This window comes from Bacillus sp. FDAARGOS_1420 (assembly GCF_019344915.1).
Lineage (GTDB): Bacteria > Bacillota > Bacilli > Bacillales > Bacillaceae_G > Bacillus_A > Bacillus_A mycoides.
Map to the genome: position 1 here is coordinate 1,943,702 of NZ_JAHWJB010000002.1, position 12,735 is coordinate 1,956,436.

Annotated in this window: 17 protein-coding genes; 3 read left to right on the forward strand and 14 right to left on the reverse strand. The window is 33.7% G+C overall.

Annotated elements, in window-relative coordinates:
- Positions 1–200: 200 nt before the first annotated feature.
- Positions 201–806, forward strand: a complete 606-nt coding sequence (gene uptA / locus I6L50_RS20195) for an undecaprenyl phosphate transporter UptA (RefSeq protein ID WP_219302658.1) — start codon at positions 201–203, stop codon at positions 804–806.
- 25 nt (positions 807–831) lie between these two features.
- Here uptA and I6L50_RS20200 read toward each other — a convergent pair whose 3' ends face one another.
- Complete coding sequence (locus I6L50_RS20200; RefSeq protein WP_219302660.1) at positions 832–1,332, reverse strand: DinB family protein; 501 nt, start codon at positions 1,330–1,332, stop codon at positions 832–834.
- A gap of 145 nt (positions 1,333–1,477) precedes the next feature.
- Here I6L50_RS20200 and I6L50_RS20205 point away from each other — a divergent pair, with 145 nt between their 5' ends.
- Positions 1,478–1,702 carry a hypothetical protein gene (locus I6L50_RS20205; RefSeq protein ID WP_219302661.1) on the forward strand — a complete coding sequence of 75 codons (225 nt, stop codon included), beginning with the start codon at positions 1,478–1,480 and terminating at the stop codon, positions 1,700–1,702.
- Positions 1,703–1,749: 47 nt separating this feature from the next.
- On the opposite strand, the gene dltD is transcribed toward I6L50_RS20205, so the two are convergent.
- The 7 genes from dltD to I6L50_RS20240 all read right to left on the reverse strand — a co-directional run bounded on the left by dltD (position 1,750) and on the right by I6L50_RS20240 (position 8,102).
- Positions 1,750–2,931, reverse strand: a complete 1,182-nt coding sequence (gene dltD / locus I6L50_RS20210; RefSeq protein ID WP_219302663.1) for a D-alanyl-lipoteichoic acid biosynthesis protein DltD — start codon at positions 2,929–2,931, stop codon at positions 1,750–1,752.
- A 335-nt stretch (positions 2,932–3,266) separates the two neighbouring features.
- Positions 3,267–4,889, reverse strand: coding sequence for a peptide ABC transporter substrate-binding protein (locus I6L50_RS20215; RefSeq protein WP_219302665.1), 1,623 nt, complete (start codon positions 4,887–4,889; stop codon positions 3,267–3,269).
- Positions 4,890–4,909: 20 nt separating this feature from the next.
- On the reverse strand, positions 4,910–5,911 hold the full coding sequence (locus tag I6L50_RS20220; protein WP_219302667.1) for a C40 family peptidase: 1,002 nt from the start codon (positions 5,909–5,911) through the stop codon (positions 4,910–4,912).
- A 39-nt stretch (positions 5,912–5,950) separates the two neighbouring features.
- A complete protein-coding gene (locus tag I6L50_RS20225; RefSeq protein ID WP_219302669.1) occupies positions 5,951–7,012 on the reverse strand; it encodes a dipeptide epimerase in 1,062 nt (353 codons plus the stop codon).
- Positions 7,013–7,116: 104 nt separating this feature from the next.
- On the reverse strand, positions 7,117–7,443 hold the full coding sequence (locus I6L50_RS20230) for a DUF3870 domain-containing protein (protein WP_002012954.1): 327 nt from the start codon (positions 7,441–7,443) through the stop codon (positions 7,117–7,119).
- An 88-nt stretch (positions 7,444–7,531) separates the two neighbouring features.
- Positions 7,532–7,807 carry a hypothetical protein gene (locus tag I6L50_RS20235; RefSeq protein WP_113937479.1) on the reverse strand — a complete coding sequence of 92 codons (276 nt, stop codon included), beginning with the start codon at positions 7,805–7,807 and terminating at the stop codon, positions 7,532–7,534.
- Positions 7,746–8,102 (reverse strand): FtsB family cell division protein, encoded by a 357-nt coding sequence (locus I6L50_RS20240; protein WP_002085024.1) that lies wholly within the window; start codon positions 8,100–8,102, stop codon positions 7,746–7,748. Before I6L50_RS20240 ends, I6L50_RS20235 begins: the two co-directional genes overlap by 62 nt.
- Before the next feature lie 289 nt (positions 8,103–8,391).
- On the opposite strand from I6L50_RS20240, the gene I6L50_RS20245 reads away from it, so the two are divergent.
- Positions 8,392–9,318, forward strand: coding sequence for an aldo/keto reductase (locus tag I6L50_RS20245; RefSeq protein ID WP_219302670.1), 927 nt, complete (start codon positions 8,392–8,394; stop codon positions 9,316–9,318).
- Between the two features lie 73 nt (positions 9,319–9,391).
- On the opposite strand, the gene I6L50_RS20250 is transcribed toward I6L50_RS20245, so the two are convergent.
- The 6 genes from I6L50_RS20250 to I6L50_RS20270 form a co-directional block, all read right to left on the reverse strand.
- On the reverse strand, positions 9,392–9,988 hold the full coding sequence (locus I6L50_RS20250; RefSeq protein ID WP_219302672.1) for a DJ-1/PfpI family protein: 597 nt from the start codon (positions 9,986–9,988) through the stop codon (positions 9,392–9,394).
- Positions 9,985–10,476 (reverse strand): ankyrin repeat domain-containing protein, encoded by a 492-nt coding sequence (locus I6L50_RS20255; protein WP_219302674.1) that lies wholly within the window; start codon positions 10,474–10,476, stop codon positions 9,985–9,987. The genes I6L50_RS20250 and I6L50_RS20255 overlap by 4 nt, the downstream gene beginning before the upstream one ends.
- A gap of 385 nt (positions 10,477–10,861) precedes the next feature.
- Positions 10,862–11,092, reverse strand: a complete 231-nt coding sequence (locus tag I6L50_RS20260; RefSeq protein WP_000789035.1) for a hypothetical protein — start codon at positions 11,090–11,092, stop codon at positions 10,862–10,864.
- 166 nt (positions 11,093–11,258) lie between these two features.
- Positions 11,259–11,759 carry a transglycosylase SLT domain-containing protein gene (locus I6L50_RS20265; RefSeq protein ID WP_113937483.1) on the reverse strand — a complete coding sequence of 167 codons (501 nt, stop codon included), beginning with the start codon at positions 11,757–11,759 and terminating at the stop codon, positions 11,259–11,261.
- Positions 11,760–11,968: 209 nt separating this feature from the next.
- A complete protein-coding gene (locus I6L50_RS35685) occupies positions 11,969–12,184 on the reverse strand; it encodes a hypothetical protein (RefSeq protein ID WP_307897017.1) in 216 nt (71 codons plus the stop codon).
- Positions 12,185–12,378: 194 nt separating this feature from the next.
- Complete coding sequence (locus tag I6L50_RS20270; RefSeq protein ID WP_002142115.1) at positions 12,379–12,642, reverse strand: hypothetical protein; 264 nt, start codon at positions 12,640–12,642, stop codon at positions 12,379–12,381.
- Between the last annotated feature and the right edge of the window lie 93 nt (positions 12,643–12,735).

Consider the following 12,735-nt stretch of genomic DNA (forward strand, 5'->3'; position numbering starts at 1 on the left):
AATACTCCTTTCATTCTCTCTTCATGAAAACTCAATTTATATCGTTTACTATAAATACTAGGAAAACAAATACAAGATATAAAAAAGTATTGAAATGGTAATATGTTCATTAAATAAGGTATAATCTGCATATAGTGAACCTTTTATATTGTTAAATAAAGGGGCTTATATTCAAAATTCATAAATTAGAAGGTGCAACAATGTTAAGTAGTTTTATTCACTCAGTATTAACGTTTTTTGAAGGATTAGGTTATTGGGGCATTATGCTCGGACTTATGATTGAAATTATTCCAAGTGAGATTGTCCTAGCTTATGCAGGTTACTTAGTATCAAATGGAAGTATCTCATTTGTGGGCGCAGTTATATTCGGTACAATTGGCGGCGTTATTGCCCAAGTTTTTGTTTATTGGATTGGACGATATGGTGGTCGCCCTGTATTAGAACGTTACGGAAAGTATATTTTCATTCATAAAAAACAAATTGATGCTGCTGAAGATTGGTTTAATCGATACGGAACTGGCGTAATTTTCACTGCACGTTTTATCCCTGTCGTTCGTCATGCAATTTCAATTCCAGCTGGGATTACTAAAATGCCAATTTCACGTTTCATTACATTAACAGGACTTGCGATTATTCCTTGGTCTATCATTTTCATTTATTTAGGTGAAAAACTTGGAGAAAACTGGGGTAATATAAATGACGTTGCTGGACCATATGTGCAATCTTTCGCTATTGGCGGGGTTGTTCTTATTATTTTATATTTCGTAATAAAAAAGTGGGCAAAAAAACGTAAAAAGCTTGCTTAAGAATATAAATAAAACCGCTATAAATTCATTTAGAATTATAGCGGTTTTTATTATAGGCTTGATTATGTATTAGAAATTGCATTATTTCTTCTTTATGCTTTAAGTCATGCCGAATGAGTGATGGAAAATAATTATTTAACCTCACCTTTTTTGTACCAAATTGATAGTCATTATTAAAATTACGAGCAGGAATTCGCTCAATTTGGTCTACTAATTGTTTACGAGTAAAGCTAAATTGATCTATTAGTTCTTCTTTTGAAATACCAGACCTTGCATATTTTATTGCACCCTTATTCATTTCCTCAACATCTGTTGGAACGATAGGTACAGATTTCCCGCTTACAAAATATGAAATTCTATACTTCATTAGAAACTCATCCCAAACAATAAAATGTGAAATTACATCCGCAATTGCCCATGAACCTTTTTTAAATGGTTGAAACCATATATCCTCCGATATTCCATTCAATGTTTGGCACCATTCTATTAGATTTAACTTTTCTTCCAGAATTCTTCCTTTCTCCATAATGCACTCCTCTTCCACACAAATAATTCATTCATATTAATGATTTCTAGACATTTCATTAAAACCCTCCAGTTTAAGATTTACTTGGATAAGTTACAATTCATTTGTAATTTCGTATAGTAACTCAAAAAGGAGTGATCCCCCTATGCATTGGCAGCAAAAAGTACCATACTTAATCGGACGCCCTGTTGGTGTTTCTCTTATTAATGGGCAAGGAACTTCCGGCGTTTTATGCGGCGTTCAAAATAATCAATTATTTGTTTACGAATACCTTTACCAAGCCCAGTTCGCCATGAAACATTATGAATTTAGACAAATTCAAGATATACACGCCTTCCCAAATTGCCCACACCAAAATCCTCTATACTAAAAAACAGGAACGGCTTTATTGCCATTCCTGTTTCTATTGTTTATGCATTATTTTTCAGAGTAAAACTTCTGCACTGCTTCATCAAAATAGATCCATCCTTTCCAGCCTAAATGAATTGTATCTTTTAAGAAATACTTATCATATTCATGGCTAGAAAAATCGACTACTGGGTATCCTGCTTTCTCGACTTGATCGCGAACCTTATTATAATACACATCACGACGTTCTTTCGGGAAACCAGCGTAATCATACCACGGTCCGTTTACAGGCACAGAAATAAAGATTGGTTTTACATTTTTTTCTTTGAAAAGATCTAAAACAATTTGTAAGTCATCATATTCTGGTGAATCATCATACGATTCATTTGCTCTAAAGTTTTTTAAACCTTTTAATTTTTTCTTTAAATTATGTTTATAATAATATGGATTTTCAATTCCGAATGTATTTGTTGTGGATCCTACTTTACCTTCTTGTTCCGCATGTTTACGTGCATCTTCCCAAGAAAGCGAACGTAATCCCATATTTGTTTCCTCTTTCATCGGTTCGATCTTAAATAGAGAGTTAAATAAATCTCGATGATCTAAAATGTTCCGGTACATATACGCTAGCGGTTTAGCTAGTCCAGCTTTTATGTTATGTTTTGTATCGTTATATACAATACTTTCTAGCGAACTACTTAATATCGCATCCTTACGAACAACTTTATAATCTAGTAAACGTTTCGCGATTTTTTTCTTCATTTCAGGCTTTATTTCGTCATTAAAAATAAAGTGATATGCTTGTTGTTTGGAGAAATTATTTGTAAAATCCCCTTGTGATACACCGGTTTTTGTAAACCATTGTGGTGAAAGAACAAAGACTACCTTTTTACCTTCTAATTCATCCATTGTAGACGTCATATTTAATATATGAGCCAAGCTTTGCGTACCACCAGTCCCTATTAAAAATGGAGTAAAACCTGCTGGATTTACTTTAAAATAGTTAGATGGATGATATGCATCCATTCGTAAAAACTCTGATGAACCATACATCGGTAAATACTGCGAATTCTCTAACATTTTCTGTTGCAAGAAAACACTTTGTAATTTCTCTTTTTGTAAGGACGTTGCTGCATCTTCTATCTTTTTATCGCTTATTAGTGATACTAAACTCTTAGATGGAATAAGCAATACAATGAAAAAGAGTACACAGGCTAAAATAATTGGTCCGAAAGCATGCTTCATCTTCATCGTTTATTCCTCTTTCTATTACGAATAAATTGTAACCCTTGTTTATGACACGTCATCATTTTTCTCCTTTTTTCTATACATGTTCCATTCTATTTATCTATTATATACATGTATGTATTTCCTCCCTTGCTCTATTAAGTCCTATACAAATAGCGCAAGAAAATGCTTCCAAAGAAACATGTTAATTATACAAGATTCTACATAAATTTCACACTGGAATTTATGTAATAATTTTATTTTTAAGCGATGAAAAAACTTATAAAATGTCTATAATTCATTTGAAGCTATAAGAAAAAACAGACTATCACATACGTGAAGTCTGTTTCTCCATCACTTTATTTTTGTACATCTGCCCATTTTAAACTTGTAGCTGGACCGAATTGATGTACATATAATTCTTTCACATATGGTTTTTGTAAGTAAGAAAGACCGCGCTGGAATACTGGTGCAATTACCGCATCATCAAGGAGCACTTTTTCCGCATCTTGCAGTGCTTTCCAACGAGCTTTTTCATCATTACCTAATTCTGTTTTAATCTTCTTAATTAACGCATCATATTCTGGATTTGCATATCCTGTATTATTTACGGTACTTCCCGAAAGGAAAACTTCTAAGTATGTCATTGGATCTGGATAATCAGGTAACCAACGTGATAACGACATTTCGTATTCTTTTTTCTTCTCTAACGCTAGTTTTTGCGTATGTGGTTGTAATTTCACATTTACTTTTAGCCCCGGTAAGTTTTTCTCAAGCTGTTCTTTAATATATTCGCCTACCTTTTTAAAGTTCTCTAAGTCATAGTTTAATAGTTCTAACGTCACTTCATTTGTGCCTGTCTCTTGCTTCGCCTTCTCCCAATATTCTTTCGCTTGTTTTACATCAGTCTTATTAAACTCACCTGCCGTACTTCTAAAATCTTTCTTATCTGGTCCTTTTAAAAATCCTTTTGGTACGTAATAATTCGCAGCAACTGATCCATCATTTAAAAATGAAGTCGCAAGCCCTTTCTTATCAAACACTGTACTTAGCGCAAGCCTTGCATTTTTATTTTTAAGAATTGGTACATTTTCATTAAAACGGAAGAAGTACATAACCGGATCTGTATATTGTTTTAGCTCTTTATTGTTTTTATATTTATCTACGAATTCTGTTGAAATGACAGCTCTATCTACCTTATCTGTTTCATATAAATTTACCGAAGTTGAAATTTCTTTAACAATTTGGTAGTTTACTTCATCTAATTTCACTTCTTTTTTATCCCAATATTTATCGTTTTTCTTCATTGTAAAGCTCGCTTCGTGCTTCCACTCTGATAATGTAAACGGCCCATTATATATCGCTTTATTTGCCTCTAACCCGTATTTATCACCTTGCTCCTTCGCATATTTTTCATTAATTGGATAGAAAGATGGTAAAATGAGTAGTTTCGTAAAATACGGTACAGGATGTTCCAGCTCTACAACGAACGTTTTATCATCCTTTGCTTTCACACCTAATTCTTCTAAGCCTAATTGTTTCTTATTTATCTTCTCCGCATTTTTCACATCGTACGCAATATATGCATATTGAGAGACTGTATCTGGATTAATAAGTTGCTTCCAAGCATATACGTAATCATGAGCTGTTACTGGATCGCCGTTAGACCATTTCGCATCACGCAAGTGGAATGTATAAGTCTTTCCGTCTTTACTCACTTCATATTTCTGTGCTCCAGCCTCAATCACTTCATCATTTTTCGATAAACGGAATAACCCTTCCATTACATTGTTTAAAACATTAAACGATACGGCGTCTGTTACTTTTCCGGAATTTAGTGACGGAATTTCACCCGTTTCTAATAGTTGTAATACTTTCTTCTCATCTTTCGGCTTTGTAGCTGTTTTTTCTTTAGCACAGCCTACTAAAAATGAAGATACAAGTAGAGTACTAACTAATGAGTAGCGAACAACCTTCTTCATATAAAGCCCCCCTATCTTTTTTAAGGTAAGTAACGACGAGCACCAGCGTATTCTTCTATATATCCTGGTGTATTTAGCGGTATAATTTCTACCGATCTTTCAGCTCTCGGTGAGTGAATCATATTTCCATCACCAATATACATGGCAACGTGATGAACACTACCTTTTCCTTGATTATGTGCAAAGAATATTAAATCGCCCTTTTGTAGGTTTTCTTTATCAACCGCAATTCCTGCTTTTGATTGTGGCCCAGAATCCCTCGGTATTGTAATGCCATGTGATTTATAAATCGTATGTGTAAATCCAGAGCAATCAAATCCAAAACCACTTGTACCAGCCCATATATACGGTAATCCTAAAAACATTTTTCCGGTGTTTATTAAATCATCAGCGGTTGGAGCCGGAATATCATTTGGAGAACGGTAAACAGTTCCATCATTTTTCCGTAGCCACGCCTTCTGACCATTTGGCAACAATACGCGGTATGAGATCGTATCTTCACTTAATAACGGTAAACGCGTATTATAGCTGACTTCAAGTGATTTATGTTTTTCAGAAGGGTTAATATATACAATTGCTGTCGGTTTCGTTATTAATACGAAAGGTCCGTTTGTTTTATCTACAAATTCTTGATTATACGTTAATTGTTTTTCAGGCATCCACCCTGGATACCCTTCTTCATTTCGCGGCGTTGGCTGTCCGTGCACTAGTACTTTTACCCAATCACCTTTTTTATCAATTACTGTTACTTCTTGACCGAGTAGCGCTTGCGTTTCTAATTTATTTGCACTCGTTAACCAAAGCTTCTCATCTAGCGTCATTGATTTCGTCCACTTCCATAAATCAACTGGATTTGTTGCGCTCGGTGCATCAATTGGTCGTAATGAGTCAGGTGCAGTCCATAACGTTGCAGCAGATACATCTATAAATGCTTTATTATCCTTCTTCTCTTCAGCATTTGCCGATGTAAACGATGAAAATATAAATAAGGTTGTCAAAAATGCAGTTCCTACTTTTTTCATATATATCCCCCTTAAAAGATAGTTTACTAGGTACTACTTCTAAGATTGTATATTCACTACAGAATGCAGGTTTACCTTTGGACCATTGTAAGTCATTCCTTCCGGGTCTTCCACTAACCATAACGGTGCATCAAGATCAAAGTAATGAATGTTCGGATGTGCCGCAGCTAAATGGGCAACAGCGCTAACTGAAAGTGAAGGTTCCATCATACTTCCTACCATACACTTCACACCTGCAGCTTCCGCAATATCTGCAATTTTCCAGGCTTCTCGTATGCCGCCGCATTTCATTAATTTAATATTAAGTAGGTCTGCATATCCTCCTTGGACAATCTTTAATGCATCGCTTGCCGAAAACATACTTTCATCTGCCATAATAGGCGTTTGTACATTGTCCTTCACGTACTTTAATCCTTCCCAATCTTTCGCATGAACTGGTTGTTCTACAAATTCTATATTTAAATTTCTATTCTCCATTTCTCTAATAATAGAAACCGCTTCTTTCGGTTTCCATCCTTGATTTGCATCTAAACGTAACGTCGTATTCTTTGGAACTACATTTCGAATTGCCTCTATGCGTTCTAAATCTAAATGTGCCTCTTTACCCACCTTAATTTTCAATGTTTGGAATCCCTTGTCGATATGCTTTTTCGCTTCTTTTGCCATTAATAAAGGCTCATCCACACTTACTGTAATATCAGTATGAATCTCTTTCTTCCCACCTAACAATGCATATAACGGTATGTTGTGAAATCGACAATATACATCGTATAAAGCCATATCTACCGCCGCTTTCGCACTTGTATTTCCTATACAGCTCATTTGAATGCGTAACAATAACGTTTGAAATTGTAGCACATCTTTATCAACTAATACGGAGCGAATTGGCCCTAATATTGCTTCCTCAATCCCGTTGGCAAAATCACCTGTAATAACCGGTGTTGCTGCAGCAGCTCCTTTTCCAACAATCCCTTCATCTGTATGAATAAACACATCTATACTTTCGATTTCCGTTACAGTGCGAAGCGCAGTTTTAAACGGTGTATGAAGCTTTACATGTCGGCGGTTTACCTTCACATCGGTAATTTTCATTTTGTTCATCCTTTCATTGTTTATAGAGTGATACTTTAATCCCCGGGTGGCTTTTCCGTTAATGCGAAACAAAAAAATCCAGCCATAAGAAGATTCTTACGGCTGGATTTTGTCTATGAATGGGTAGACAAAGCAGCGATCTGATTATATTTTTTCTGTGCATCCTTTAGCGCTACAAGTAGCGCCTTTTGAGACGAACCGAAGTATCGATTTTTTATTTCTGTTACTAATGCTGGGTCATTAATATTTTTATGTAGAAACAAATATTTAACAAATTGAGATGTTAATGCAATTGTGGCTGAGCAATCTGCATCTACAATTTCCCCTGTATCCTTCTCAAGTACAAATGCTACAAAATAACTTTTGAACTTTTCGGTAATGGGATTATTTTGAGGTGCTTTCGCATCCCCTACGACGTAAATTGTATTTGAAGCGTACACAGCTATCTTCCTTTCTTATACGAGGATAACGGTTTTCTTAACAGACGTATAAGCTGTTAACTCAACGTTGATTAAAAAATGTATCCGCTTACCTTGTATTATATACAATTGACAGAATTTTAACAATATTTATTTTGACATATATTCCATAATTATGAAAATCTCTTGAAACAATTAAAATTGGCTCAAACTTCTCATTTTTACAATATGTCATTGCTCCTTGTACCATGACATTCACACTACAAACAACTTTTCCCTCATACATCAAAAAACAGTTAGCTATCGCTAACTGTTCCACCACTTCACTTTGGCAATACGAATATTGTTTCGTTTGACTTAGAAAATTGATACTCTTTTCTAGCAAACTTTAAAATCTCTTCTTCATTATCGGTTAAATTCTCAATGTTAGTCTTTAAAGAACCTTGATCTTTCTTTAAAGAAACTAATTGTTTCTTTTGATTTGTTATAGTATTTTTTTTGCCATTAATTACTTCTTGTTGTTTCGTTAAAATATATTGAACGTACAAAGTAGTCGCAGCAATAAAAATGAACATGAAAATAAAACGCCTTAACTTCTTCTTATTTATAGTTCGCTTGTCGTTAGGCTGTGATAGTTGCTCTGGTATATTAGGAACATTGACTCTTTTGAGTTTCCTCATTTTCAAATCCCCCTAACCCATATTTTCTCACTACCATAGGCACGATCTCTTACTAACTTAAATTCTATTCTTATAAAATAACCTCCTTCACAAAAAAATCTCACAAATTAACCAATTAGAGATAGCGTTCGACGACATCTCTGTATTTAAAATGAGAATTTTTATTTATGCTGCTATAAAATAGTAGTTTATGTTATTCTTTTTCCCCAATTGTAGAAAATATTTTTACACATATAAATTCTAGTTTTGCATACCGATGTTATAACATGCTTACAAGGAGGGGAAAATGATGCACTACCGTACATTAGGTAAAACTGGAATTACTGTTTCTGAAATTGGCTTTGGAGCGTGGGCGATTGGCGGCGATGAATGGGGTCCTGTTAACGACACACAATCTATAACCGCTATGAAGAAAGCCATTGAATGCGGCGTAAACTTTATTGATACTGCTGATGTATACGGATTAGGACATAGTGAAAGGTTAGTAACTCAAGCGATAAGAGAGCACCGTAATAATATCGTTTTATCAACGAAAGGCGGTTTAATTGGGCATCACTATGATCCAAGTGGAGAGCCTGTTTATAATACTGCCGAAAAAGTGATCGCAGTATTTGAAACTAGCTTACTACGCCTAGAAACAGATTATATTGATGTTTATTTCTGTCACATTTGGTGGGATAAACAAGAAGAAACAGAAGCATTTTTACGAGCATTTGAAATATTAAAACGGGACGGAAAAGTAAGAGCTGTTGGTGTTTCAACTCACGACATACAATATATAAAACACTTCAATAAAAATGATGAAATTGATGTTGTGCAACTTGATTACAACATATTAAACCGAAAACCAGAAAACGACATACTGCCCTACCTACAGGAGAACAATTTAGGAGCTGTTATACGCGGCCCTTTAAAAATGGGGATATTAACTGGAAAGTTTACAAATAAAACAACTTTTCTTGACGGAGATTTACGCCAAGAATGGCCAAAAGAAAAGTGGTTTCAAGATGATTTACAAAAAGTAGAGAAACTACGATTACTCTCAAATGAAAATCAAACCTTAGGGCAACTTGCACTTCGTTATGTCCTCACTCATCCAGCGGTATCGGTCGCAATTCCTGGCGCAAAAACAGAAAAACAAGCGAAAGAAAATGCAGACTCGTCTATCCGCCCGATTCTTACAGATGAGGAATTAGCGCATATTCAGTCAATATAAAACAAGACGAGCAGCTGGAAATATCCAACTGCTCGTCTTGTTTTATATTTAATATTGTAAATCAATATCATATTTAATATTGTAAATCAATATCATATTCCATTCTCTTCGCTGTTTCTTCAGCAACCTCAGCACCCAACAAATTTTTCACAATATGAAATGACATATTAATTCCGGCTGAAATTCCACCAGACGTAATAATATGCCCCTCATCTACAAACTTTACATTCTCTAATACTTCCACATTCGGAAAATCATTTCTAAAACTTTCAATACTTGCCCAATGTGTTGTCGCTTTGAAGCCATCGAGTAATCCAGCTTTCGCAAGTAAAAGCGCACCGGTACAAACAGAAGTCATTAACTTTACTTCTTTCATTTGCTCGCGGATCCAATTTGTTATTATTTCATTTTTCATTTCGTTTTCTCTAACACCTAACCCACCAGGAATAATTAAAATATCAACTGGAGGCAAGTTTTCGATACTATAGTCCGGTTGTACCTTTAATCCATTTCTCGCTGTAATCATTTCTCCATCTTGACTAACAGTATGAACTGTAAATGGTTGACCTTCACTTGTTGCTGTAACGGAAAAAACTTCAAATGGACCCGCAAAATCTAACACTTCCACTTCATTAAAAAGAAAAACCCCTACATTCCAGTGGCTAATCATAAGCTCACTCCCTCTTGCAAATGATGTAATAGGGATTCATGCTCTTTTTCTAAAGCAATATCATATGCGGTTTTCCCATCATTTTTCTTAATCATTTTATTAGCACCATTTTCAAGAAGTAATATAATGATTTCTTCATTTCCTAATAAAGCTGCTTCATGAAGTCCTGTCCAGCCACCACTTTGCACAGCATTCACATCTGATCCCTTTTCAATTAAGAAAGCTACAAGCTCGCTTTGCTTATTCGCAATTGCTGCTTGAAGAGGTGTATTTTCATTTTCGTTTTTTGCTCTAATATATATTTCTGCTCCCTGTTCTAAAAGGAAACTTGCAATTTCTTTCTGTCCAAAATAAGCAGCTAAGTGAAGCGGTGTCCATCCATCTTCACTAAATGAGTTAACAAAACTTGGATCCGTATTAATGATTTCTACTACCTTTTCTTTTTCCCCGCTTATGACTGCTTGTGATATTGATATGATTTGTTCCATAATGAACCTCCATGTATAGAAATATTAAGTACCCCTTAATAAATTCCATTAATAATCACATGTTCCTTTCTAAATAATTAAGTTTACATAATAATATTATTTTTATAATTCGTTATCCTAATAAAAAAACAACCGACTCTAATGAGTAGATTGTTTTTTAGTTTCATTTTTATAATTGTTTTAAAAAAATATCGTTTTCACTTACAACTAATAAACATTATTAAAAATGAAATGAAATTATATATTTAGCAGCCATGAACTCTTTACATATCAAAACCGGCTATTTACTTAAATTAATAGTTTTTTATCATTTGAAAATAAAAATGGAATTTATCCTTACATTTGAAAAATACGTATATAGCAAGAATCTATAGCAGTACTCTTATCATACTAATCTATAACAATTCTGCCTTCTTCCCTTACCTGTATCCTTTAAAACATAAGACTTTAAAACGAGTGCTGTTAGTGAATCTGTTAATGTTTTATATGATAAATTTGAAAGAGCTAATAGATCGTTCGTATATAACATTCTATGCTTCTCTAATAATAATAGTACTAATCGTTCTGACGGTTTTAATGTTTCATCACTTTCTAGTATAAAATCTATATTTTTCATATTCCTACTTCTTACTCCTTATATAAAAAAATGATTTTAGTAGTTATTTAATATAAAAATACTACATAACAAATTTGAAGATATATCGAAATAACATAACGCCCAAACACTTTTATACTATAACATAAAAAAGACATTTCCCCAAATTGAAAATGCCTTTTTATATCTACTTCTCTTTTTTATATAATTGATATGATTGTTCTAGCCCTTTATTATATTTCGTATTATTATCTGTCCATTCTCCCCCTAAGTTTCCTGGCCACCCTGATGTATTAGCAACATATTTAAGCAACTCCCAATCCTGCAATCCTTTTTTCACACCACGTTCATACGATTTGACCATACTTGAAATTGCTATCGTTGTATTTATACGCGAATCCACTAAACTCTCTTCCGATAATTGCACTGGTGCTAATCCACCACGATGTAATTGGAATAATCCAAAAGATGTTCCGTTATCTCCTATTGCTTTTCGGTTAAATTTTGTTTCATGATCCGCAATTGATAATGGTATCCAATCTGGAATATCATACCTCTTTGCAACTTCACTAATTACTTGCTTATTATTTTTAATCTCTTTCTGCTTTTCATAGTTAATATAAATTACATAACTTAAAGTAACTAACGTAAATAATATGAATATATATTGTAGTGCCTTTTTCATCATTTCATCTCCTGCTTTGTATATGTTTCACTTTCTATATACACTATAAGACTTTTATGTGACATTCATTTGACGAAATAATATTAATTATACATAAGCAGTTACAGTTTTAACTATCAATCTAAAAACTACAATTCTTCTAAAAGACTCCTTCAACACAGAAAAACAATCAGCCTTTCATGTATAGTACCTGAAAGGCTGATTGTTTTTCACTACACTTTTTTATGTATACAGTATATCCCCACTATTATAAAACAAATTGAAATTATAGATAAAGTTGTACCATGAATTTCATAAAATGCAGTAAAGAATTTCCCGCTTAGTCTATCCCAAATTTCTAATGAACCCGCGTAAATTGCGGAAGTTATATATGTAAGGCCAAATAGGAGAACTCCCGAAAGAACATAGGTTGTTCCAATATTTTTCATTAATAGCTCACCTCTATTAATTTTATTTGTGAATAAAACAAAAAAGACCTTTATACGTTAAAGATCTTTTCCATCTTATTTTTGTTACAAAAAACGCCAGAATCTAAAACAAAAACTAACTTTATTATACGTATCTCCATATAAAAATTAAAGACTATAAGGTTACCAGCCTCTTCTCGATTATCATTTTTACATTAAATGTTTCTTGCAATATGCGGTTTGCTGTAATGACTCGTTCCACCGCCACCTACTACTACTTTACCACCTTTTTCGAAGATTAATAATTTACTTGAACCATCTGAAAGTAAAACTATTACTTCAGCATGATCACTTGTAGCTACATAGATTACATAACCACTTTTTGAAATACAAGTTTCCCAATTCTCATCAAATTCTGATCTCACTACTCGATTTGAATACACTTGATTTTCAATTCTTCCTTGTTCTTCGTTTTCCAAGTTTATTCCTCCCACTTCTCTAAAGTGTCATTTATAGTAAAATAACAGCCCATTTAAAATAGTGACTGACTTTAACATAAATAGTATATGTAG